We start from the raw sequence: 23,996 nt of genomic DNA on the forward strand, positions 1-23,996 counted from the left end.
CCCGAACCCATGCGTCTTCCCCTCATCGCCGCGCTCGCCCTCGTCCTCGCCGCCGCCGCCCCGGCGCCCGCGCCGTCCCCCTTCGAGCCCGAGATCGCGGCCATGGAGGCCGCCGACAAGGCCCATCCTCCGGAGAAAGGTGCGGTCATGTTCCTCGGCAGCTCCAGCATCCGGCTCTGGACGACGCTCGCCGAGGACTTCAAGGGAGTGCCCGTCGTCAACCGCGGCTTCGGCGGCTCCCAGGTCGCCGACAGCACCCGCTTCGCCGAGCGCATCGTCATCCCGTACCGCCCGAGCCGCATCGTCTTCTACGCCGGAGACAACGACATCGCCTCCGGCCGCACGCCCGCGCAGGTCCTCTCGGACTTCAAGGCGCTCGTCAAAAAGCTCCGCAAGGCGCTCCCCGGCATCCGCATCGCCTTCGTCGCCATCAAGCCCTGCCCCGCGCGCTGGAGCTTCCTCGCGCAGGTCCAGGAAGCCAACGCGCTCGTCGCGGCCTACGCGAAGACCGCGAAAGGCCTCGAGTACTTCGACGTCTTCACCCCCATGCTCGGCGCCGACGGCCAGCCGCTGCCCGGGCTCTACGCGGCCGACGGCCTGCACCTCAGTCCTGAGGGCTACCGCCTCTGGACCCGGGTCATCGCCCCGAGGTTGAAGTAGCCCGCGATGAGCATCGTCCTCGAGGATGTCGCCTTCGAGTGGCCCGGCGGCCAGCAGCTCTTCAAGGACTTCTCCCTCTCCCTGGACCCCCGCCGCCGCTACGGCCTCATCGGCCCCAACGGCATAGGGAAGTCCACACTGGCCGGCCTCATCCTGGGCGACCCCGTCCCCCTCTGCGGTCGGGTACGCAGCGACGTCCGCGTCTCGTACTTCACGCAGTTCGAGCGGCCGCCGGACGCCACGGTGGAGGAGGTCCTCGCGGAGCTCTGGATCAACGCCGGCCGCTCCGACCTGCACAGCATCGCGGCGCTGGTCAAGGACATCGACCAAGACGCGCCCTGCAGCCGCCTGAGCGGCGGGGAATGGACCCGCGTGCGCCTGCTGCGCCAGCTCGGCACGGGCGCGGACTTCATCATCCTCGATGAGCCCACCAACAACCTCGACCGCGACGCCCGCGACGGCGTCCTCGCCTTCGCCCGCACGACGGGCCGAGGTCTCCTCGTCATCTCCCACGACCGCGAGCTGCTCGAGGAGGTGGACAGCATCCTCGAGCTCTCCAACCAGGGGCTCTCCGTCTTCGGCGGGAACTGGAGCTTCTACGCCGGAGAGCGCTCGAAGGAGCGCGCACGCCTCGCCGGAGACCTCGAACGGGCGGGCAAGGAGAAGAACAAGGCCCGGCGCGAACGCGCCGACAAGCTCCAGATGCAGGAGAAGCGCATGCGCCAGGGAGAGAAGGCCGCGCCCAAGCAGGGCCTGCCCAAGATCCTCCTCGGGATGAAGAAGCGGCGGGCGCAGAAGACGCTGGGGAAGATCCGCCAGGAGGCCGACGCCGCCTATGACGAGAAGGCCCTCTCCGCCCGCGGGGCCTACGAGCGCCAGAAGACCGACCCCGTCATCTACGCCGACTTCCCCGACACGAAGGTGCCCGCCTCCAAGCTCGTCTTCGAGGCCCGGGGGCTCAACTTCCGCTTCGCCGGGGCCCCCCGGGAACTCTGGAGCAAAGGCGTCACCCATGCCATGCACGGTCCCGCGCGCCTCGCCCTGTCCGGGAAGAACGGCTCAGGGAAGACGACCTTCCTCGACCTCCTGACCGGCTTCCGCAAGCCGAAGGGGACGCTCACCGGCGAACTCAAGCTGGGCGGGCTCGCGTACGGCATGCTCGACCAGCGCTCCGACCTGCTCGACGAGGGACGGAGCGTCTTCGAGAACGCCTCCGCCGGGAACCGCCGCGGCCCCGTCGAGGTCCGCAACCTCCTCGCCCAGTTCCTCTTCCAGGGCGCCCGGGCCGACCAGAAGGTCGCCACCCTGAGCGGCGGCGAGCGCCTGCGCGCCTCGCTCGCGAAGCTCCTCCTCGCCGAGCCCGCCCCCCGACTCCTCGTGCTCGACGAGCCCACCAACAACCTCGACATCGTGAACCTCGAGTTCCTCGAAGGAGCCCTCTCCCGCTACCAGGGCGCCCTCATCGTGGTGTCCCATGACAGGACATTCCTCGAAAAAATTGGCGTAGAAGACGTTCTGAGGTTGAGTTAGGAGATTACCCTTCCATAACTCCCCTTCCCGCGGGAGGGGGTGAAGGGGGAGGGGGTCCCCTCAAATAAAAACCCACGCCAGTGGGCTTTATTCTCTCGCCAGTCCCCTCTAGGAGTCCGTCCGAGTAATAGCATGTTCTCCGGTCGCGCGCTATTGGAGCGAGACAAGGAGCGAGGAGCGCGCATAGCTGCGGCTATGTAAGCGACGAGCGACGCCGTCGCAGCCCGATAGCGCGCGACCCGCTCCTCCCATGACTTCTGAGGAAGAGCGGGAGGCCCCATCCCGGCCGTGCGCCGCGTTGCTCCTCGCTCACATAGCGGGGCTATGCTCGCTCGTCGCGCCTTGCGCACGGCTCAGGCTTGGGCCTCCGGGGAATACGCTATTACTCGGACGGACTCCTAGGGGCTATGTGTTACCACTTGATACAGCGCTCTCCTTCTTTAAGACAGGGGTGCGTAGGCTCTGGCTTAGGGTTTTCGCCGCCCACAGGGTCTCCCCCGGGGCTCTGAGAGGGGACTTCCAACTTCGGAGCCAATTGCATGGCATTCTGCCGAAAATCCTCCACCGTCAACATCTTCGAACCATTCGGAGAATAGTCAGAGAAAGTCCGATACAAAGTGTCGTACGCGCAATGATCGAGCGCATCACTATATCCCTGCTGCAATCTGCTCATCAACCCGTCGTAGTACGTCTTCCCATACTGATTCGCCTTGGCAATAGCCTCAGAAAAGTCGCTCTGCGACTTCGGGTTGCTGCAGAGCTCCCTCGCCATCGCCCGCATCCCGTCCAATGCCTTGAAGAAATTATTCCAGTTCTCTTCAGACCGTTGTTTCCGTTCCGCTTCGCGCTCCTTCTCGGCGTCTCGTTTTCGCTTCTCTTCCTCCTGCTGCCGTAGGAGCCCCTGCGCCTTCTTGTAATCACTCTCCAGACCGTCGAGGATCGCAAGTTGTTCTTGAAAAACCCGCTGCATCGTCTCGTCGCTCTGCTTCTGCTTTTGTAGTTCTTCCTCGACAATGCGCGCCCCTTCGCGCTTGCGCGCCTCCGCCTGAGCCTTTCTCTGCGCCTCGGCGCGTGCATCTGCCCGTTTAGCGAGGATATCCTCCTGCGTCTGAGCGGCTTGTTCTACGAGGTCCTTCGCCTGAGAGGTCGCGTCCCCCCAGATCGAATCCATCTCTGATCTGATCTTCCCTTCCTGCCGTGCACGCATCGTCTTGATAGGTTCTACCAGGACTTTTTTCTCGATCAGATAGCCGTAGTAGCCATCCTTATTGTGACCAAGCCAGAAACCCATGTCATGATTCTTCCCGTCGAAGTCCAAGACTCTCAGCTTATCCGCACGGACCGGGCCTCTCCCCCCATATCTCTGTGCCCACATGCGTTCGAGACTGTATGACGACTTCGGCAGTACGCCCACCAATCCTGCAAGGTTCTCTTTCCACTCCCTCACGGATGTGGCAGCGTTACCCCCGACTCGGAGGGCTTCCCCTCCCATCTGGACCATATCCGGAGCTTTCGCGAAGACGACTTCCGTCCCGGCGTATTTCTGCAGCAACTCCCACTTCTTATAGTCCCTATCGGGAACGCCCACGACCACGAGCTTCTTCGGCGGCTCGATGTCTCCCGTCAATATTCCGTTATAGATGAGTTCGGAACCCCAACTATGTGCGTAGATCTCTTCAATCTTCTTGTCCTTGAGCTCCCGTATCACGTCATGCCCGCGCGTTGTCAACGCACCAGCCAGAGTCTCGTTGGTGGCGTCTTTGCAGTCGAGCGTGAACCGATACCCTTCGATAATCGTTCCCTTCAAAGACCTCAGATATTGGACGACAGCCCCGGATGAATCCTCTTGCGGAACGTTCCACGCCGGCTGCACATCCCTCCTCGTCATATTGGATGACTGGATGCGCCTATCGAAGAATCCTCCGAAGCGCGTCTTCGCAGTCGAGCTCACACCGCTCATTTCGACGCGATGCAGATCGAAGAGCGGCACTCTTCGGTTCTTCAAATCACGGACCGCCTCCTCTCGGAGGTTGTATGCGTCGCCGCGCTCGTCGCGCAGGATATCGTGAGCATTTTGCCTGATCGACTTGCTCAGGACGTTCTGTGCCTTTCGAAGATCCTCTGCCTCGACCTCTACAGGTGAACGGGTAGGGGGTTCGGATGGAACTTCCTCCCCCTCGGCGACTGAGACGGTGTTCTCCGGGACCTCCGCAGCGTACGCATGGGCCCCGAGAGTGAGCGCGGCGGAGAGGAGAAAAGCTCCGGTCACTCCCCACCGCCTCCCGAGACGACGTCTGCGTCGGCTTCAAACCCATGTGTGAGCCCGAGACATAGACCGAAGAGCGCTCCAATCATGAACATAAACTGCGCGGAATATACGATCATTGAGCCTTCGCCGTAGGCTCGCGCACTGCCTGACACATCGGCCGTCACGAATGAGAACAGTGCCGCCGGAAGTCCGAATACGAAGCTCCACCAGAAAACCCTCTTCGGCTTACGCCCTCCCAGACGTTTTGAAATAGCTTCGCTGATCCACGGGACAGCGAGAAACAAGAGAACGGCGGGTTCCGCAAGGATCCGTGGTTTCCCGGACACCACATACAGGGCCGCAACCGCCCACCCGTAGAATCCGAAGGCATGGGCATAGGCAAGGGCCCCAAGAGAGCTCCAGCGCAGCCGCCTCACCGGCACCAACGCCAGGAGGATGCAAGGTATGCTGAGGAGAAGTTCGAGATAGAGCGAACTGCGCCGGGTGAACAACGCGAGGAGGTCGACCGTCTTTGGGGTCTCGAGCGGCCTCGTCGATCTTTCCTGATAGCGCCGCAGGCTCGCGAGGATGGCGCTTACGTCGTCCGTAAGGAGATTATCCTTCGGGTCGTATCCTGCGGTCAGAATGAAATAATGCTCGCCCGACTGCGAGTAATGCTGGAGCACGCTGTAGGGCTTCGTGATGACCGCGCGGAATGCATCACTGCTCGGCCAGCCTGTTTCGGCGAGGATCTCATGCGTGGTCTTGCCTATGGCGAGGTCTCTCTCTTTGGCCTTCCTCATCTCTTCCAGGGATATGAATCCACCGGGCGCGTTCCTCGGGATCACCAGAAGTTGGAGCAGGCGTTTGGGCGTATACGCGGAGAGGTCGTCATAATCCCCGCCAACGAGCAGGCTGCCGCGAGGCCTTCGATCCTGGAAACGCACGACCTCGACAGCCCCCTGCATCCTCGCATCGACCTTCCAAGCATAGGGACAGACGAGGATCTCGCCGTAGCGGCCTACGAAAACGTTCTGCGGTTCGCTGTCCGGGCCCGCGCGATACTGCACCGGGACTCCTTTCGAATCCGCGATGTATCGATCGACTTGAGCCGCTCCATCGTCATCCGGGTTGGACTTAGCATCCGCCCAGGAGATCCCCCAAGCAGATACGAGGACGGTGAATGCGCAGATGATCTTCTTCATATGAGGAGATACAAGCATTTCCATTTCGACTCCATTTCACAAATCAAAAAAGTCGACTAACAAAGCTCTACTCGGAGGAGGAGCGGCCGGAAGTATGCCCACAATATACTCGCGAAGGCCTATCCCAAGTATGAGATTGATCTACTTGCACGCATGGCATGGGTCCTACCCGCTCCCTGGGTCCCGGTCCCCCGCTATAAACAGGAAGGGAGGGCCTCTCCGCCCTCCCCATTCCCCTTCATCTCCCCCGTCAGTCGGCGAAGCCGCCGAAGGTGTTCCAGAAATCCTTGAACGCCGTCTCCGCCCCCTGGTACTCCGTGTTGAGTACCGCGAAGCGCTCGGCGCCCAGCTCCCCCTTCTTGTACTGCTCGAGAGCCAGCTCGTAGCGCAGCTTCTTAATGAGGTAGTCCTGCTTGAGCAGGGTGCCCTTGAGGACCCGCGGCGCGTCATAGGCCTCCCGCTCCCGCATGATGGCCTTCGCCTGGGCGTCCTTGCCCTTCCCCGGTTTCTCGAGCTTCGCGAGACGCTCCATGCCGGTGTTCATCGTCCCCAGGGCCTTCAGGGCCGCGCCCACGCTGAAGCGCTCCATGGTGACCTCCACCGGCTCCCCGCCCGCCATGGGGCGCAGGTACATCTCGGCGGAGGCCCCCAGCGCGAGGGCGGCCAGCAGGGCGACGACCGTCAGTCTGTTCATGAATCTTCTCCCAACGCTTCCCCATCCCAATGATGCTCGATGGCGTGCATCAGCAGGTCCGACCCCGTCTTGAGCGCCGCGAACATGAGCATCGCCTTCACCGACGTCCCACCGAGGACGGCCCCCGCGAGGATCATGACGTGCATCGGGAGCACGCGCAGGTACGGGAAGAACAGAAGGCTCCCGATGTTCATCCTTCGTTTGAGGTCCTGCACGACATGGTACTGGAAGGAGTAGCCGTGGTTGCGCTGGAAGGCCAGCACCGCGACGGCCAGGCCCGCCCAGTCCTCGGGCCCGAAGGCCTTGCTCATCTTGAGCAGGAAGGCCGCGTACACGAAGTGGAAGAACCCGTAGTGGATGGCGAAGAACCGGGCCGTCTCGAGCTTCCCCTTCTCGTTCTCCGGGACCGCGCGCCCGTTCGAGGTGAAGCCCGCCGTGCTGAAGCTTTTGAGCGCCCTCATCCTCCGCCAGTTGTAGTACCCGATGATGACGCTCTGACACCAATAGACGACGAGCAGGTACATCAGATCCCAGCGCAGCAGCAGCGCCAGGATCAGGGTCGCCGCGTTGGATGCGACCAGCCACCGGGCCGAGGAGTCCGTGAGGTAGTCGAGGAACCTTTTCACATTAGGATCACACCCATGACAGTTCCATACTGCCCCTCCCTCGGGAGGGGCAGGGGAGGGCGGATCCTCGGGGCTTACCGTCGGTTATTGTCTTCAAAATAGTCGAAGTCGAGCGCGAGCGCCGCGCCCAGCAGGACCGCCTTCGCGTCCGCGTTCTGCGGGGCCGCAGGGCCCTCGAGGGCGACCACGAAGCGGTCGGAGTCCGTGAACGCCTCCTTCAGGAGCCCGCCCCACTTCTTCGTGATGGTGCCCGTCTTCGCGCCCATCGCGTCCATAAGGTCGAAGGTCCAGATGCGGAAGAACCCCGCGTCCACCCGCCCCGTGAGCTGACCCGCCGCGTCGTGCACCTCGAAGCGCCGGCCGAAGAGCCGGAACTTCCGGTGGATGGCCCCCAGCGGCTTGCCCGCCGCGTCCTCGACGAAGGTCGAGGACCAGATCCAGAACCACGGCCGCCGGACCCGCAGGACGACGTTCTTGCTCGCGTCCAGGATGGCGATGACGAAGGGCCGGTGCCCCCGCAGGAACACGCGCGTGATCCATTTCAGGAACCCCTCCCCCTCCTCCGCCACGAACCCTATCCCCTCCGCCTTGTCGGAGAGGATCTCGTAGCGGTTCCGCGTCTCGAACCCCGTCAAAATCTCCGTCCACTCCTTCTTCTGCTGTATGACCCAGATGTTGCGCGCAAGAAGATCGCTCATGGCATCCCCTCAGTTCGTTCCGTCAGATATGGGCCCGGCCGCCCCGGGCGCTTCGGTCCGTCCCCGGTACTTCAGCATTTTATAGACGAACGCGCCTCCGATGCCCATGAGCACGAGCCCGAGCACCTTGGGCCGCCCGGATACGACGTTCGTGAAGAAAAGGTCGACGGTCCACAAAGTCAGGCAGGCGAATCGGAACCAGAACGACCTCGCCAGCCCCGCGGAGCAGTACAGCGCCCCGACGATGGCGAACCCCGTCGCCCTCCTGCCCGCCCCGGAAAGGACCTGCAGGGTCGCCAGCAGGAGGCAGACCCCCCCGAGCAGATACAGCACCCGCCGAGACTCCTTCATCAGCTCTTCGTGCGTGAACTCCCGGTCCCACCATTTCATCAGGATCACTCCTTTAGGATCACACCCACTACAGTTCCCTATTCCCCTTCCCCACGGGAAGGGGCAGGGGTAGGGGCATTCTAAATCAGCACGCCCTTCTTCACGAGATAGCCGAGGTACCCGCAGATCCCCGCAAACATCGCCTGCGAGGCCGCCACGTTGAGCAGCGTCCGCGCATCCGCCGCCGCGAAGGCCCCGTCCACGAGGCCGTGCCAGAACACCATCGTCAAACCGAAGAGGAACACCGCCAGGAAGGTCCAGAACGCCGCCCGCCGCATGAAGAACAGGAGGACCGCCCCCGCGACCTTCGCCCCCGCGACCCCCAGGATGACCGCGTACTCCAGCGCCGTCACCCGCTCGAAGAGCGCCTTGAGCTGGGGCGTCAGCGTCACCGCCCCGCTCAGGATCAGCCCCAGCCGGAGGATGGTCCACCCTCCCGTCACCAGGAACATCCCCGCCAACCCAAATAGGATCACGCCCGCTACAGTTCCATAACTCCCCTTCCTGCGGGAAGGGGCAGGGGAAGGGGGAGCTTCCCGCTCAGAGAGATTTATCACACACGATTTCTCGTCGTACCGCCTTCTGAGTGCCCAGCATCAGGAGGTTATCGTGCCGGCTTCTTGAGCACTCCGAGCGAGATCAACTTCGACTGGATGCTGTTCGCGATGTCCAGAGAGAACGATTTCGAGCGCGGCTTCTCGTTGCAGAAGGAGTTGATCAGGATCTCGCCGCTTTCCACGTCGACGAACTTGGCGGTCTCCCCGTCGAGGGTGTGGTACGCTCCCGTCGCCTCCCCGACCTGTCCGGAATATTTGCCCGTGTAGGAATTGATCTTCGGCGCCATATAGGTATGTTCCGGGACATACTCGTAGGAGGCCGTCCCGAAGACCAGCAGGTCGACTCCCGCCATCTCCCCCGCGCGTTTGAGCTCCGAAGCGCTGATCGCCCCGCTCATGTTCAGCTTCAGCTCCGAGAAGACCGCTTCCAGCTGCGTCCTCTCGACGACGCGGAAGCCCATCCCCATCAGGTGCGTCGAAAGCGTGTCCGCGATGTCCGAAGCGGTCCCATTCTTCCCGCTGTTCTTGAACGGCAGGACCGCGATCTTCCACTTCGGCTTGGCGACGAAAGCCTGCGAGACCTCCGTCACCGCATTGCTCTTTGCGACCCCGTACTCGTTCCTCGATACGCTCGCGCACCCCCCCACCCCGATCGCCAGCACCAGCGCCTTCGCCATGCTCTTCATTCTTCCCGCCTCCCTGAAAATCTCCATCCCGCAAGTCTCATGGGACGGTCCGTTTCGCCGTCAGCGCGACGATCGCCTTCTCGAGTTCCCCGTTGAACTCCTTCGGACGAGCCAGCATCAGGAAGTGGTCGGCGCCCTTGAGGATGGAGGCCTCGAAGGAGCCCATGTGCTTCCGGTTCGCCTCGTAGTCGATCGGCCAGAGGTCCGCGTTGACCGAGCGGATCGGCACGCCCAGGCCGTCGAAGACCTTCGCCGACTCCCGCCGCAGATAGAGCGAGAAGGTCTCCTCGAGCGTGCTGATCCCGACCCTCGGCGGCGCCGACTCCATGTCCGCCAGGATCCAGTCGCGCAGGCGCGCGTCCGTCCGCGTCGAGAGCATCGGCTCGACGAAGGTCCGGCACCCCGCCCGGAAGTCCTTGCGCATCGGAGCCAGCATCGCCTCCATCTCCGCGCGCTTGAGCGGATAGGCGATGGAGTCGAAGGTGTCCACGCCCACGATCCCCAGCACCCGGCCCGGCAGCAGCCGCGCCGCCTCCGCCGCGATCGGCCCGCCCATCGAATGCCCCACGAGGATCACCTTCCCTCCGCCCGCCGTCCGGACAGCGGAGACGTCGGGCACGGGGGGTAAAGACGTCCCCCTAGCCCCCGCCGCCGCCGCCTCCACCACCGCGGCGACGTCTTCGCCGTAGGCCTTCTGCGTGTAGCGCTTGCGCCCCGCCCCCGAGTGCCCGTGCCCCGCCAGGTCCAGCGTGATGGTCCTGTGCGTCTTCGAAAAATATGGGATCTGCTCCCGCCAGTACCGCGCATCGCAGCTCCACCCATGCACGAACACCAACGCCGGCTCTCCCTTCCCCCTGACCTCATACGAAATCGGCGTCCCGTCCCTCGAGACCGCCACCCCCAGTTGCGCCCTCTCCCCGGCCCCAAGAGAACAGGCCCCCACCCCCGCCGCCAGCAGAAGCCCTAACGCCATCCCTCTCAAAATTCCCGTTCGCTCTTTAGTTAGTTCCATTAGTTAAGTGCCTGTCACACCTTGAATCTAGGCTAGAGGAGACTCACCCTCTTCTGGATGGCCTCTATCACCGCAGAATCGCGGAGATCTTGAATAACCTCCCAATTCCCATATTGCGACATCCCGGAGCGGAGAACCTTCTTCGGGTCGCTTGTGAGGAACATGATCGGCATATCCTTAAGATTCTCGCCGTACTCACCCGCACGCATCTTCATGGCGAAAGTGATTCCGTCGGTCCCTGGCATCAACACATCCGTGACGATGAGATCGAACCGCTCTTCCTTGAGCATCTTCAGGGCCGCATCCGGGCCCGATGCGATAGCGCATCGAAGCTCCGGCTTCCAACCCAAGACAGTTCGGATGCCCTCGACGTTCCTCGGCTCGTCGTCTATGAAAAGGATCTGTTTCATCAGGCCGCAGTCATCCGTTGGGCCAACTTATCGGCTCGGCTGTCGCGCAATGTCTGCTGTGCATCCGTCAGCAGGGACCGATATTCGTAGAGCTGCTGCCGATCATCGTTGGATAGTTCAGAGACGAATCTCATCTCCTTCAAGCGCTTCTGCAGGAGGTTCTGCACGCTGAGGCATCTGTTCTTGGCCCCATGAAAGATATCTGCATCCTGCTTCTCAAGATTCGGAAGGACTTCCTCGTAGAGTGAAAAGACTTTCTCCCTCGCCTGAAGGACATGGGATATCGCCGTTTCGGAATCCAGGCTCTTCTCAACGGCCGCCAGAATCACCTGCATCTCATCCTTGAAGATCTGAATGGCCCGAATCGCAGACTGCAAGGAGGTCAACGAGGCATCGGCATGCGCGTCCGCAGCTGCCTCGCGGCGTTCCTGCTTCGACAGCTCATGCCTTAACTTCTCGACCTCGAGATTCGACCGGCCCATCTGCTTGGTATTGATTATGGAGGCCACCAGACTGATCCCGGCGACGATGATCGATACTCCCGACGTGACAATCGCAATAAGAACTTTGCTGTCCATCAATCCCTCACTTGGTCCCATCGCACTCCCCTCCCCCCATCCGCCGCACCGATTCCAATCCCCCGCCCCCTGGCCCCATCACCCAATAAGTTCAATAAGTTGAGTGCCAGGCACCGTGAGCCCAATAAGTTCAGTAACTTAAGTGCCCGGCACCGTTAGCTCTTCAAACAGCTCGGAGAATCAGCGCAATCAGAGTTATAAGTCCCCATCCCGAGACGGCGAGGAATAAACTCAGGATGAACGTTCCCATAGACGCCCTCGCATCTTCAGGGACATCTCGAGCTTTGACCACTACAGTCTTCGCCCAATAGTCGCCGAACCTAAGATTCAACGGAGACAAGTGCATGGCGCCATATCCCACCGCACCAAAGAACAAGGAATCCATCCAGAAAGCCAAGTTCCTGAGCGCAGCTCCTTTCATCCCGCAGCGCTGCCCATCGGATGTCACGACTTGAAGCCTGCAAATCATTTTTCCGACAGAGGAACCATGCATCCCCTCCATGACGGTGTGGTAGAGGGTAAACCCGACGATTCCCAGTAAGACACCACGAATGCCCGTGATTCCCATTCGTTGTTCCCATCCCGGAGAGGCGAGCCCGGCGACTTCCAAGATCGAAAGGATTATCCCCGCAAAAAAGGCGGAACCGAACCCAAGAGCGTGTCCGAAGGCCATGTCGACCGCTCGAGCAAGAAGTCTATGAAAGAACCCGGCTCCCGACGTGATTTTCGTCTGCGGCGTCGCTGCCTGTTGTTCCATGGTTTTCTCTCAAGTCAAAACTTCTATCCACTCCCCCCGCCCTCGGCCCTGCGAGCCAATCAGCGTGGAGTTCCGAATCGCACCCGGAGTGTATCAATAAGCGCCTGGTCGGCTCTCAACGAGAACAAGCCGACCGGCGAGAACCCACGCGCCCATGCCGAGTGAAACATGATCCCCATGAGAATGATCGTAAAAAGGACGTTCGGCCAGGCGTTCAGCGCCCATTGCCAAGGGACGGTCAATTGCCAGGCATCCGAAAATGGCGCGAGGTACGGGATGGGCCACTGATACCCGTCTGGACCCCGGGAGCCCACGATATCGCAGGCATAATGGAGCTGAAGCGCGACGAACGCCGTCGCCGCGGTCGCATAGCGCCGCTCCGCGACCGCCATGCAGGCGACGCTGACCGCCACCGCGAAAGCCAGGTTGTGGGCCGAATGATGAAAGCGGCTCCAAAGCTCAAGAGAGTCCCTTTGCCGTCCCTGTACGAGGTCGATGACGATCGGGAGAGCGTCAATGTCGGGAGAAATGGATGCTAGGACAACCACCCCACGGTCCCGCCGGCTCAAATCCACCGGCAGCCCCACCGCCCACCCGGCCAAAAAGTGCGTCACCGGATTCATGCGCCCCTCATCCCCCTAGCCCCCCAGCCATTCCCCCTCCCCCCCTGCACCGCAATAAGTTCAATAAGTCGAGTACCAGGCACCGTTACCTGGCCCTGTCAGCTACATCTTCTGCATTAGAACTACGCTCTTAAGAACCTTTTCGAATGCATCAAGAACATTCTTATTGGGCCGTTTGCCATCGCGGGCATTCAGAACAAATAGAGCAACGCCTTTGGATTTCTCGTCGCCTATCCAAACCATTTTCTCGTAGCTCTTAGCATACATCTCCGCCGCGGCATAGACTTGTCCCGCACTATATGGCTTCTGAATGTCTATGTCGTGCCATCGGATATCCTTTCCAAAATGCTCTTCATTGAGCCGGCGGTCTTCCTTCCTTTGTCGTTTGATATCCGCGGGCTTTATCGCGAGGGCCATGCCATATATGTAGGCGTTCCCGTCGGTCCAGCGAGATCCTTCGGGATACAGCACAATGTTAAGGCCTAGGGAGGCGCCCGCCTCCGTATCGCCAATCCACCCCGGGGGCTCAGCGATTGTCATCGCCCATGTATCTCCATAGACAATCAGTCCATCAGCCAGCACGCCCGACACATTTATAATCAGGAGTAATGCCGCGAATGCGCTTATCCAAATCGGGCTCATTCTCTTTGCTAGTAATATTTTCCGCATACCCCGCCCCCTGACCCCATCACCCAATAAGTTCAATAAGTTGAGTGCCAGGCGCCGTGATTCCAATTAGTTAAGTGCTGGCACCGCCACTCATGGCCAGAAATGCAGAATAGTCCGGAGATTCTCCCTCTGCCATAAAGTTTAGCCGCTCTGTCCAAAGCGCAAGTTCAGACAAGTTGACTAACGCGTACAGACTCTCGCGGCAGAGTTCACCGAACTGCAGAAGATACATTCTTTCCTGCTTTACCCCAGTCTTGTTGCCATCCGGATAGTAAACGACTTCTTGCGTTCGGCCATCATAGGTAATGGAGTTATGAGCAATGGCATTCCGAACTCCGACATTTAGAGCGCCATTGAGCAATAGATCAAACTGCTCGTGTCCTGAAAGAAACACAAGACGACTACCTTTAGAAAGATTATCGAAATCATCTAGCGTTGACACATCCTTTCGTCGGGGCGCCATGACGCGATGATCGCCGCGAGTCGACAGGTTATTGAACGCCACCGCCAGCCTACTCATTAGCAAGACATCTTCATAAGTATCCGAATAGAAATTCTTGATGTCTTCTAGGCTGCAAGTACTTAGCCCGTACTCCGCATATACTTCCCTCGTGAATCCCCGCCGGAAGAACGGTTGTGAAAAGACCGGTATCAGATATGGGAATACCTCCATAAATGCATCAATTCGCGCCAGCAACATTGAACGATACCTCTCCAAAAGGCCCTTCCGAGAGAACTCCTTTGCTAGTTCGATTGCCTTCTGGGGCTGGATGCTTGCAGAACGCTTAACGTGCTTGTGAATATACTCCACTCGAGGGGCGAAACGTCTCCAATCAAGAAGTGGATAGAGAACAGCAATCGTCGTGTGCCGCACCCCCTTAAGGAGCTCCAATCTATTTGTTAGTGGATATATTTTTTCCGGCAGGAGTTTGCGCAACTCACTCCTTAGAAATTCATTATTCCCTCTCGCCCACAGATCATTTATGCGCTTTATCGCAGGCCACTGATTGCGGGCCGTCTCAATAAAAGGAAGAACTTTCTTCTTAAAATCTTCAACACCTTCGACCCCCATCTGCGCTTGTGCGCGAAAAAAGGGAGACACGAAGGGAGGGACTTTCCCTTGTGGTGTCCTTTGTAGCTTCAGAGTAAGAAGCTCCCCAGAGGCCTCCATATAGTAGTCGGCGCTTTCGAGGTCCCCCTTGCCGACATCAACGGCATTCGCAAACTCGAAGCGATATGTAGCCCTCTTCTGGTCAATAAAGACTTTCCCCTGTATTTCGATGCCACATTTCCCGCAATAAATCCGGATCGGATGCTGATCCAGGTAACCAATTAGGGTTCGGACACATGATAATGTGCCACACACCGCACATTGGAGAATATTTCGATTTGTTGCCATTACCGTCTCGAATAGTTAGATGACTGGCAGCACAATGCGTTTGCACTTTGTGCAAATTCTGCCACCGTCGATAGCTTCACCAGAAAGCAGAGCATACCGATACTTATGCAGATGATATCGGCCAATGAAGCTCTCACAATGCTCGCACACACACGCCCGATATTTCCCGTGCAACGTGCGGCTATATTTAAACTGGAAAATCACCCCTTTCTGCCGACAAAGCTCCACATCCGCATCCGCAAAGTCATGCGGCCCAATCGAAAAATCTCTATCTTCGCCACATGCGATCTTCATTGACCGATTGCATTCCCAGCAGGGAACATCTGCTACGTACAATCGCCGGTTGCGAGGAACCAATATCCCTCCGCAGTTACATCTTGGGGCAAGACACCGATTAACAGATGTCACCCTAAGGGTGTTTAGGTCTCGCAGATTTTCAAGATCGAAATCACTCTCTATCCTATATTCAATCAACGCGATATTGCGGCCCACCCAAAATGCCTTCGCCTCATCCTCCGGAGGATGACTCACAATCACCTCGATGACAGCGACAGGCTTCCCGGCAGCATCTATGAGCGCGATGTCCGGCCTAAACTTATCAATTGCAGCTTCCAGAACGACTCGTACTGCCTTCTTAAGTAATTGCCCCTGATGGACTTCGAGACATGTCTTGCATACCCAGGTCAAACCGATAGCTCGATTCTGCTGGATTGCCTTATTGATTCCCTGATGCAGCAGGAGTTTAGCTGCCGCATGAATTGCTCCCTCTCCGCATCGCGATCCGCCCGATTCATGACTGAAGTGGTGACGGACAATATTTCCCTTACGCGCGACTAGCGGCTCGCCACAACCAGGGCATTTACAGTCAGGCTGCTTCCCACTCGCGACTTCCGAGATATGGATAAGCTTGCCCTCTCTTAACGCAAAGGGCAGCTTGAATGTGATTCCCCCAATCGCCGCCCCATTCTTATCGACTGCCATTCGAACGACGCTTATCCCCGTTCTGCGAATAGGTCCGAGATATGCGGTTCCTTTTCGATAGGCACTAAGCCCTCAAAAAATATTTTTGGACACCGACTTGAAGTTCCGCCAATATCATCCGCTCTATTAATAACGCCCTTAATACGACACTTCAGGAACAACGCAGATTTGAAACGGACTATACTCCCAACCGTGGGATAGCAGGCCAGGATATGTCCCTGGTATTGGAATCCTATAGAATTGCTGTTCTCGTTCCCTCTTGTTACAACCCCTTCCAATTCAACAGCTTGGCCATGTTGAAGTTCTGGAAACAGAATTTCATCTTCCGTTTCCGGCACATAAAAAATATGCCGGTCCGCCTCTGTAATCTCAACATCCAGAACTCCTTCCGGCCCAATCTCACCAATCTGGAGTTCCCTGTCATTTTGAATAATTGCGGCCATATCAGAGAAAAGTCCCGGAGGACAGCACGCAAACGAGTCGAGAACACTCTTTGGCACATAAAGATGTTCGCCCTTCTCATTCGGGATCCCAATTAGGTCCTTCTCTTTATTCCATTTGACCTTGGGAAACTGCTTCGTGTGGAGTGTCCCCAAATGTTTTCCGAGTCGAATCACCGACTGAAGACACTTTAGTGATCGCCTAAATATGGTGGTCACCCCAACGCCCTTGAAGTCATGTTCTGCCATTTTGGCAGCGGCCTTCCCCATATAGGCAGTTCCGGCAACACCAAGTGCAGTCATCATCCAAGAAGGCGCATTGGCAGGAAGCATTGCCTCCCACGATCCCGGGCGGATGACCACTGGGATTTCGTATTCTACGTTTCGTAAGGCAGGGGCCTCTTGCGAAAGGAAATGCCGCAGTGCTCCATCGAAACCTATCAATGCATGAGCTGATTTCCGAGCATCCATCAATCCGCCTTCTACTCCTTTCCCTGAATAGCGCAAATAGCCAATCCACTGGGCGGCGTCTAGGTTTTGCGCTTTTAAGTTAGAGTTCTTTTTCATAGGCAGTTTTCACCCAAATCCTAATACTAGAAAACGATATCACTCAGAATATTGAAGCGACTTCGCAATCATACATTAATCGTTCATTCCTTTCATCCCACCAATTCAAAACTCCCTCCCCTCACCCCCAAGTCCGCAGCGAATAGAGGGGAAACTCCATGACTTTAAGTGCCGATCCGGCACTTCAAGTTGGGCCCCCAGACGTCTACGCGCGTAGGTCTTCCGGCCCCCGGTTTTGGGCCGAATATCCGACGGTTGGTGGAGCATTCGGCCCTGTCCCCGTTGCCAGACCGCTGATAAACTAGTTTCAGCTTATGATCTGGAGGCTCACCTTGAAAAGCGTCATGTTTGCAGTCGCCGTCGTGGGACTTTCGACTTCGCTCGGACTCGCGGCCCCGTCGCAGAATTCACCTGAGACGGACCTTGCCGCGAGTTTCATCGCCGCCTCGGACATGGTGCTCCGAGGACCAACGCAACCCTCGAACATCATCGCCGTCGCCCAGGTCCAGACGGTGCAAACACCTGCGGATCCGACGGCGCTCGAGCAAGTGATCATCCGGAAGAACAGCATGATGGCAATCGCGACCTCGCAGCCCTATGAGGTCCGGGGACGCAACGAGAAAGCGTACGGCGTGATCATTCATTGGGCGTGGCAGAATTATGCCGAGAAACAGGCCGAGTTCCTCCAACGGCGGCTGGATTTCGCCCGCGAGGTCATCGCCTACGCCCGAACCAACCCGCCGAACCCGGAAATCATGGAGATCATCCACTGGGCGCGGACCGCGAAGTTCGCCATGATGAACCATCCCGAGGGGGGTGACTACAAGGACAATTCGGTCCTTCCTTTCCTCAAGGACGCCGAGTTCGCCGTCCTCCCCCCCGCCTACCAGAAATAGTCGAATCCGTCCCGCGTCCCCCCGAAGGAACCGCGCCGCGTCCGGCGCGGTTTCCTTTTTCTAGCAGGCTCGCCGCCCACCAGGCCCGCGCGTTGGACTCACCGGTTGAGGATTCCCCGGATATGCAGTATAATAGCCCCCGACATGTACCACTTCCTGATCGGCCTGCACTTCCTCGTGTGCCTGCTCCTCATCCTCATCGTCCTGCTTCAGGCGGGACGCGGAGCGGGCCTCGCGGTGTTCGGCGGCGGCGGCGACGCCCTTTCGAGCCCCAGCGGCTCCTCCTTCCTCAAGAAGTTCACGGCAGTGCTGGCGGGAACGTTCGCGGTGACCTCTTTGATGCTGACGCTGCTCTCGGGCCGCGTCGGAAGCACCAGCGTGACGCGCGGCAAGTTCGAGGTTCCGTTGGCCTCGCAGCCCGCGACGCCTCCGGCGGAAGCGCCGAAGGTGCCGGAAGCGAAGCTGGAGAAGGCGGCGGCTCCCTCAAAAGCCGCGCCGGCTCCGGCGAAGACGGAAGTGCCGACGGAAAAGAAGTAGGCCGGACCAGCAGTAAAGACGCGCGGGTGGCGGAACTGGCAGACGCGTACGTTTGAGGGGCGTATGGGGAAACCCGTGGGGGTTCAAGTCCCCCCCCGCGCAAGTTTGTAACGACGGATGAGAAGCCGGGGAGCCGAAAGGTTCCCCGGTTCTCTTTTATAGTCCGGCGGGGCCTGCCTGCGGGTCCCTCCCATCGCCTGCGGTGCTCAGACGGCGACGGACATTGCGCTCCTCGGCGATGGGCCGCCCACCCGCCGGCACCCGCCGGACAACGGAGAGAGGGGAGACAACGGCTCCAGGGCTCATCCGGTTCGCCGGAGAGGCTCCGCCACAGCCGATCCCCCATTAAGGACCCGCGCAGCAATATTTGCTCCTTCGCGCGGTGTCTGACTGCGCGGGGCTGATGAAACGGATCGAGGGGGTATAGTGGAAGGAAACCGCGCACGAGGCAGGGCGCGGCTCTTCTATGGACGCGGGGTCCGACTGCGCGGGACATAATAAACAGAGAGCCGCGAGGTCTTTGACCTCGCGGCTCTCTGTTTAGCGAATTAGACGAGCAGGAATCCCGAAGGGATTCCTGATTACTTGCTCTGCGCCAGGGCCGCCAGGCCGGGGAGGATCTTTCCCTCGAGCAGTTCGAGGCTCGCCCCCCCTCCCGTCGAGCAGTGGGACATCTTCCCGTTGAGCCCGAGGGCGGAGAGCACGGCCAGGGAGTCGCCGCCGCCCACGATGGTGGTGGCGCCGTTCGCCGTCGCCTCGGCCATCGCCTGGGCCACGGCGAAGCTGCCCTTGGAGAAGGGCTTCATCTCGAAGATGCCCATCGGGCCGTTCCAGAAGATGGTCTTCGCGGTCTTGATCTTCTCCTCGAAGATCTCGATGCTGCGCGGGCCGATGTCCACGCCCGACCAGCCCTCCGGCACCGCCATCCCCTGGCTGACCTGCGAAGGGGAGTCTTCCTTCACTTCCTGGACGGCCAGATGGTCGGCCGGCAGGAGGAGCTCGACACTCTTCGCGTAGGCCTTCTCGATGATCTTCTGCGCGTCCGGGATGCGCTCCTTCTCGAGCAGGGACTTGCCGATGGAGACGCCCTGGGCCTGCAGGAAGGTGTAGCTCATGGCGCCGCCGATGAGCATCCCGTCGACGCGGTCGAGCAGGCGCAGGGTCACGGCGAGCTTGTCGGAGACCTTCGCGCCGCCCAGGATGGCCAAAAACGGCCGCTGGGGGTTGCCGATGACGCGGTCGAGGAACTCGAGCTCCTTCTGCACGAGCAGGCCGATGCCGCCCTTGAGATACTTGGTGACGCCGGCCGTGGAGGCGTGCGCGCGGTGGATGGCGCCGAAGGCCTCCTGGACGAAGACGTCGCCGTGCTTGGCCAGGAGCTTGGAGAAGCCGTCGTCGTTCTTCTCCTCCTCCGGATGATAGCGCAGGTTCTCGAGCAGCGCGATCTCGCCGGGGCCCAGCGCCGCGACGACCTTGTCCGCCTCGGGTCCCACGCAGTCGGTCGCGAAATGGACCTTCACGCCGGCGAGCTTCTCGAGCTCGACGACGCAGGGCTTGAGCGAGTACTTCGGCTCGACCTTCCCCTTCGGGCGCCCCAGGTGCGCGATGAGGACGATCTTCGACTTGGCGGCGAGGAGATGCTTGAGGGTCGGCAGGGTCTCGCGGATGCGGGTCGGGTCGGTGACCTTGCCGTCCTTGATGGGACAGTTGTAGTCCACGCGCATCAGGACGCGCTTGTTCTTGACGTCCATCTCCTGCAGGCGGGTGAGCTTCAGGGCCTTGTCTTCCATGTGTCCTCCAAACCGGGATCATCCGCTCGGCGGCTTGAGCCGCCGAGCGGATGATTCGCGTTTCAGGCAGCGACCTTCAGCTTCTTGCCGACGAGCACGGTGAGGTCGATGATGCGCTGCGAGTAGCCCCACTCGTTGTCGTACCAGCCGAACGCCTTGATCAGCGAGCCGCTGACGTCCGTCAGCGACGAGTCGAAGATCGACGACGCCGGGTTCCCCGTGAAGTCCTTGGAGACGAGCGGGATGTCGAGGTACTGGAGGATGCCCTTCAGGCGGCCCGAGGCGGCGGCTTCCTTGAAGACGGCGTTGACCTCGTCCTTCGTCTTGGGCGGGTTCTCGACGACGACCGCGAGGTCGACGAGCGAGACGTCCGGGGTCGGCACGCGCACGGCGATGCCGGCCATCTTGCCCTTGAGCGCGGGGATGACGAGGCCGATGGCCTTCGCCGCTCCCGTGGAGCTCGGGATCATGCTCAGTCCCGCCGCGCGGGCCCGACGCAGGTCCTTATGCGCGAAGTCCAGCACCTTCTGGTCGTTGGTGTAGGCGTGGATGGTGGTCATGATGCCGTTCTTGATGCCGTACTTCGCATTGAGCACCTGCGCGATGGGCGCCAGGCAGTTCGTGGTGCACGAGGCGTTCGAGATGATGTGGTGCTTCTCGGGGTTGTAGAGGTCCTCGTTGATGCCCATGCAGATGGTGATGTCCTCGCCCTTCGCGGGAGCGGAGATGAGCACCTTCTTGGCGCCGGCGGCGAGGTGGGCCTTCGCCTTCTCGGCTTCGGTGAACTTGCCGGTGGACTCGATGACGATGTCCACGCCGAGCTTCTTCCACGGGAGGTTCGCCGGGTCCTTCTCGGCGACGACCTCGAGGCGCTTGCCGTCGATGACGATGGCTCCGCCCTGGACCTCGACGGTCCCCGGGTAGATGCCGAAGGTGGAATCGTACTTGAAGAGGTGCGCGTTGGTGACGGCGTCGGTCAGGTCGTTGACCGCGACGAACTGGATGTCGGGATTCTTGATCCCGGCGCGGATCGCGAGACGCCCGATGCGGCCGAACCCGTTGACGCCTACTTTAATCGCCATTGTGTGTGCTTCCTCCTGGTGTCTGGGAGCATGAACGCCCCCTGACGATGTGATTCTACCAAAAAGGGCCCTCCTGCGACCTCAGTTTCCTTAACTCCCCTTCCCCGCGGGAAGGGGCTGGGGTAGGGGAAGCCCCTAGGATTACATGCCCACGGGAACTTGCCTCCGTTCTCATCCGTAACACCTATATGAACCCCCTCCACTTCCAACTCCTCCCCCATATGCGTCGTTCCCCCACTCTCCCCGAATCCATCCTCTGGAGGATGCTCCGTGCCAATCGTTTCCACGGCCGTCACTTCCGACGCCAACACCGCATCGGCCCTTTCATCGTCGACTTCTGCTGCATCAAGGAACGACTCATCATCGAGATCGATGGAGAGAAGCACGCGTACAGCATCACAGAAGACCGCGAGAGGACTGCGTTCTTGAGTGAGAAAGGATTTCGAGTGGTGAGGTTTTGGAACGAAGAAGTGTTGCGCGAGATGGATCGGGTGCTGATGATGATCAAATGGATGTTGCCTCCCCGTCCCGCCGCGCCCCAATAACAGCCGCTCTTCCCTATCTCCCCTTCCTGCGGGAAGGGGCAGGGGAAGGTGGCTCCGCCGTTGTCAAAATATTTTCACCGGGTTCCCCCTCCCCCTGCGCCCCCTCCCGCAGGAAGGGGAGTTAAGGAAAAATCCCATCGCCCTCCCGCGCCGTTAGGTCCAATTACCTATTGGCGCGGGAGCTGCTTTGCGGTATTATCTCCATGTTCGCCGGAGCTGCGCCGAGCCGGGAGCGGGTGGAAGCATTTGCGATGGATAGACCCTGGACGATCGAGGACGCGGAAAAGCTCTACAACCTGAAGGGGTGGGGCCAGCGCTACTTCGACATCAACAAGGCGGGCAACCTCGTCGTCCAGCTCGACCGCGACCCCAACCACGACATCGAGGTCAAGCGCATCGTCGAGGACGTACTCGCCCGCGGCATCAAGCTCCCCGTCCTCTTCCGCTTCCAGGACATCCTCCGCCACCGCGTCAAGCAGATCAACGAGACCTTCCAGAAGTCCATCAAGGACCACAAGTACGGCGCCCGCTACTACGGCGTCTACCCCATCAAGGTCAACCAGCTGCGCGAGGTCGTCGAGGAGATCCTCGACGCCGGCGAGCCCTACCAGTTCGGCCTCGAGGCCGGCAGCAAGGGCGAGCTCCTCGCGGTCGTCGCGATGAACTCGAACGAGGCCCTCACCATCGTCAACGGCTACAAGGACGAGTCGATGATGCGCCTGGCCGCGCTCGGCACGAAGCTCGGCAAGAAGGTCATCGTCGTCATCGAGAAGATCGCCGAGATCGACCTCCTCATCGCCGCGAGCAAGGAGCTCGGCGTGCAGCCCATGATCGGCCTGCGCGCGAAGCTCCAGACCGAGAGCACCGGCAAGTGGAAGACCTCCTCGGGCGAGAACGCCAAGTTCGGCCTCACGACCGCCGAGATCATCTGCGCCTGCCAGCAGTTCAAGGCCGCCGGGATGCTCGAGCGCGTGAACCTCCTGCACTTCCACAACGGCTCCCAGGTCACCGACATCCGCACCATCAAGGACGCGGTGAAGGAAGCGGCCCGCATCTACGCGAAGCTGCGCAAGGCCGGCGTCCCCTTGAACTACCTCGACTGCGGCGGCGGCCTCGGCGTGGACTACGACGGCACGCACACGGCCAGCGACGCCTCGGTCAACTACACCCTGCGCGAGTACGTCGACGACCTCGTCTTCACCATCCAGGACGTCTGCCGCCAGGAGCAGGTCCCGGAGCCCAACATCGTCACCGAGTCCGGCCGGTCGCTGGTGGCGCACCACTCGATGCTCTGCATGGACGTCTTCGGCAGCATCGAGGCCGGCTGCTCGCCCATCGAGCTCAACGAGACCCCCGACGAGCACAAGGTCGTCAGCGAGATGCGCGAGATCATCCGCTCCATCGACCCCACCGACCTCGCCGAGGCCTACCACGACGGCCTCCAGACGAAGGCCGAGGCCCAGTCGCTCTTCAAGTTCGGCTATCTCAGTCTCGAGGACAAGGCGAAGGTCGAGAACCTCTTCTGGAAGCTCCGCCTCGAGATCGGGAAGATCGTCCCGAAGGTCAAGGACGTCCCCGACGACGTGCTGGAGATGACGCGCGCCTTGGGCGACCAGGCGCTCTGCAACTTCTCCCTCTTCCAGTCCCTGCCCGACAGCTGGGCGGTGGGGCACCTCTTCCCCATCATGCCGCTCCATCGCCTGCACGAGGAGCCGGTGCGCCGCTGCTCGCTCGTCGACATCACCTGCGACTCGGACGGGAAGGTCGACCGCTTCGTCGCTCACCGCAAGGCGGGCTCGCTCCTGCCGCTCCACACCCTCGACGGCCAGCCCTACTACATGGGCATCTTCCTCATGGGCGCCTACCAGGCGACGATGGGCGACATCCACAACCTCTTCGGCCGCGTCAACGAGGTCCACGTCTTCCAGGACGAAGAGGAGCCGGGCGGCTACTACCTCGAAGAGATCATCCACGGCCAGACGGTGCGCGACGTGCTCTGCGGCATCCAGTACAGCACCTTCGAGCTCCTGAAGATGATCAAGCTCGCGCTCGAGAGCCAGGTGAAGGCCGGCGCCATCAAGCCGCGCGAGGGCGTGGACCTGATGAACCTCTACGACTCCGTCATGCAGCAGTACACCTACATCGACATGGAGACCGCGGTCCCCTCCAGACACCGCGGCGAACTGCCCAGGCTGAGCGAAGGGACGACGATTGCGACCCCTCCCGGGAACGGGAATGGGAACGGACATAAGGAAAAAACACCCGCTTAAACCCCTTCCTTAACTCCCCTTCCTGCGGGAAGGGGTGAAGGGGTAGGGGGAACCCCTAAAGGGTCTCCAAAGACGAAGGGAATAAAGAAGAAGGCCCGCTCATCGCGGGCCTTCTTCTTTTCTGCTCCCCCTCCCCCAGCCCCCTC

At 60.4% G+C, this 23,996-nt stretch carries 25 protein-coding genes and 1 tRNA gene; 7 read left to right on the forward strand and 19 right to left on the reverse strand.

From position 1 onward, the window contains the following. The first annotated feature begins 9 nt into the window (after positions 1-9). The gene (locus WC969_04700) at positions 10-660 is read left to right on the forward strand and encodes an SGNH/GDSL hydrolase family protein (GenBank protein MFA6029137.1); all 651 of its coding nucleotides are present in this window, start codon (positions 10-12) and stop codon (positions 658-660) included. A 6-nt stretch (positions 661-666) separates the two neighbouring features. Continuing rightward, positions 667-2,190 carry an ATP-binding cassette domain-containing protein gene (locus WC969_04705; protein ID MFA6029138.1) on the forward strand — a complete coding sequence of 508 codons (1,524 nt, stop codon included), beginning with the start codon at positions 667-669 and terminating at the stop codon, positions 2,188-2,190. Positions 2,191-2,602: 412 nt separating this feature from the next. Here WC969_04705 and WC969_04710 read toward each other — a convergent pair whose 3' ends face one another. From WC969_04710 to WC969_04790, 17 genes are all read right to left on the reverse strand, one after another. After that, positions 2,603-4,459, reverse strand: a complete 1,857-nt coding sequence (locus WC969_04710; protein ID MFA6029139.1) for a hypothetical protein — start codon at positions 4,457-4,459, stop codon at positions 2,603-2,605. Beyond that, positions 4,456-5,643: a hypothetical protein gene (locus tag WC969_04715; protein ID MFA6029140.1), complete on the reverse strand. Its 1,188-nt coding sequence runs from the start codon at positions 5,641-5,643 to the stop codon at positions 4,456-4,458. The genes WC969_04710 and WC969_04715 overlap by 4 nt, the downstream gene beginning before the upstream one ends. Before the next feature lie 250 nt (positions 5,644-5,893). After that, positions 5,894-6,337, reverse strand: a complete 444-nt coding sequence (locus tag WC969_04720; protein MFA6029141.1) for a hypothetical protein — start codon at positions 6,335-6,337, stop codon at positions 5,894-5,896. After that, positions 6,334-6,963: a DUF6498-containing protein gene (locus tag WC969_04725; protein ID MFA6029142.1), complete on the reverse strand. Its 630-nt coding sequence runs from the start codon at positions 6,961-6,963 to the stop codon at positions 6,334-6,336. Before WC969_04725 ends, WC969_04720 begins: the two co-directional genes overlap by 4 nt. 74 nt (positions 6,964-7,037) lie before the next feature. Continuing rightward, positions 7,038-7,661 (reverse strand): phospholipid scramblase-related protein, encoded by a 624-nt coding sequence (locus tag WC969_04730; GenBank protein MFA6029143.1) that lies wholly within the window; start codon positions 7,659-7,661, stop codon positions 7,038-7,040. Positions 7,662-7,670: 9 nt separating this feature from the next. After that, positions 7,671-8,060 (reverse strand): hypothetical protein, encoded by a 390-nt coding sequence (locus WC969_04735; GenBank protein MFA6029144.1) that lies wholly within the window; start codon positions 8,058-8,060, stop codon positions 7,671-7,673. Positions 8,061-8,131: 71 nt separating this feature from the next. Continuing rightward, on the reverse strand, positions 8,132-8,512 hold the full coding sequence (locus tag WC969_04740) for a hypothetical protein (GenBank protein ID MFA6029145.1): 381 nt from the start codon (positions 8,510-8,512) through the stop codon (positions 8,132-8,134). Between the two features lie 143 nt (positions 8,513-8,655). Next, entirely contained in the window at positions 8,656-9,294 is a 639-nt protein-coding gene (locus tag WC969_04745) for a CsgG/HfaB family protein (protein MFA6029146.1), read from the reverse strand. A gap of 37 nt (positions 9,295-9,331) precedes the next feature. Then, positions 9,332-10,126, reverse strand: coding sequence for an alpha/beta hydrolase (locus tag WC969_04750; protein ID MFA6029147.1), 795 nt, complete (start codon positions 10,124-10,126; stop codon positions 9,332-9,334). A gap of 212 nt (positions 10,127-10,338) precedes the next feature. Then, entirely contained in the window at positions 10,339-10,716 is a 378-nt protein-coding gene (locus WC969_04755; protein MFA6029148.1) for a response regulator, read from the reverse strand. Further along, the gene (locus WC969_04760) at positions 10,716-11,294 is read right to left on the reverse strand and encodes a hypothetical protein (protein ID MFA6029149.1); all 579 of its coding nucleotides are present in this window, start codon (positions 11,292-11,294) and stop codon (positions 10,716-10,718) included. The genes WC969_04755 and WC969_04760 overlap by 1 nt, the downstream gene beginning before the upstream one ends. A gap of 163 nt (positions 11,295-11,457) precedes the next feature. Beyond that, positions 11,458-12,051 carry an RDD family protein gene (locus tag WC969_04765; protein ID MFA6029150.1) on the reverse strand — a complete coding sequence of 198 codons (594 nt, stop codon included), beginning with the start codon at positions 12,049-12,051 and terminating at the stop codon, positions 11,458-11,460. A 59-nt stretch (positions 12,052-12,110) separates the two neighbouring features. Further along, on the reverse strand, positions 12,111-12,674 hold the full coding sequence (locus WC969_04770) for a metal-dependent hydrolase (protein ID MFA6029151.1): 564 nt from the start codon (positions 12,672-12,674) through the stop codon (positions 12,111-12,113). A gap of 102 nt (positions 12,675-12,776) precedes the next feature. After that, positions 12,777-13,316, reverse strand: coding sequence for a hypothetical protein (locus WC969_04775; GenBank protein ID MFA6029152.1), 540 nt, complete (start codon positions 13,314-13,316; stop codon positions 12,777-12,779). A gap of 97 nt (positions 13,317-13,413) precedes the next feature. After that, complete coding sequence (locus tag WC969_04780; protein ID MFA6029153.1) at positions 13,414-14,742, reverse strand: hypothetical protein; 1,329 nt, start codon at positions 14,740-14,742, stop codon at positions 13,414-13,416. A 15-nt stretch (positions 14,743-14,757) separates the two neighbouring features. Further along, positions 14,758-15,723, reverse strand: coding sequence for a competence protein CoiA family protein (locus tag WC969_04785; GenBank protein ID MFA6029154.1), 966 nt, complete (start codon positions 15,721-15,723; stop codon positions 14,758-14,760). Positions 15,724-15,734: 11 nt separating this feature from the next. After that, positions 15,735-16,730 (reverse strand): hypothetical protein, encoded by a 996-nt coding sequence (locus WC969_04790; protein MFA6029155.1) that lies wholly within the window; start codon positions 16,728-16,730, stop codon positions 15,735-15,737. Between the two features lie 314 nt (positions 16,731-17,044). Here WC969_04790 and WC969_04795 point away from each other — a divergent pair, with 314 nt between their 5' ends. The 3 genes from WC969_04795 to WC969_04805 all read left to right on the forward strand — a co-directional run bounded on the left by WC969_04795 (position 17,045) and on the right by WC969_04805 (position 18,265). Next, positions 17,045-17,626, forward strand: coding sequence for a hypothetical protein (locus WC969_04795; protein MFA6029156.1), 582 nt, complete (start codon positions 17,045-17,047; stop codon positions 17,624-17,626). 144 nt (positions 17,627-17,770) lie between these two features. After that, the gene (secG, locus tag WC969_04800) at positions 17,771-18,163 is read left to right on the forward strand and encodes a preprotein translocase subunit SecG (protein MFA6029157.1); all 393 of its coding nucleotides are present in this window, start codon (positions 17,771-17,773) and stop codon (positions 18,161-18,163) included. A gap of 20 nt (positions 18,164-18,183) precedes the next feature. Beyond that, positions 18,184-18,265: transfer RNA gene (locus WC969_04805), tRNA-Leu, on the forward strand. A gap of 479 nt (positions 18,266-18,744) precedes the next feature. Here the strand turns inward: WC969_04805 and WC969_04810 are convergent. Further along, positions 18,745-19,953, reverse strand: coding sequence for a phosphoglycerate kinase (locus tag WC969_04810; GenBank protein MFA6029158.1), 1,209 nt, complete (start codon positions 19,951-19,953; stop codon positions 18,745-18,747). A 62-nt stretch (positions 19,954-20,015) separates the two neighbouring features. Then, complete coding sequence (gap, locus tag WC969_04815) at positions 20,016-21,035, reverse strand: type I glyceraldehyde-3-phosphate dehydrogenase (protein MFA6029159.1); 1,020 nt, start codon at positions 21,033-21,035, stop codon at positions 20,016-20,018. A gap of 263 nt (positions 21,036-21,298) precedes the next feature. On the opposite strand from gap, the gene WC969_04820 reads away from it, so the two are divergent. Both WC969_04820 and speA read left to right on the forward strand, forming a co-directional pair. Beyond that, positions 21,299-21,580: a DUF559 domain-containing protein gene (locus WC969_04820; protein ID MFA6029160.1), complete on the forward strand. Its 282-nt coding sequence runs from the start codon at positions 21,299-21,301 to the stop codon at positions 21,578-21,580. Positions 21,581-21,831: 251 nt separating this feature from the next. Further along, complete coding sequence (speA, locus tag WC969_04825; GenBank protein MFA6029161.1) at positions 21,832-23,850, forward strand: biosynthetic arginine decarboxylase; 2,019 nt, start codon at positions 21,832-21,834, stop codon at positions 23,848-23,850. Positions 23,851-23,996 lie beyond the last annotated feature (146 nt).

It is taken from the genome of Elusimicrobiota bacterium (assembly GCA_041660925.1).
Taxonomy (GTDB): Bacteria; Elusimicrobiota; Elusimicrobia; order UBA1565; family UBA1565; genus JBAZUV01.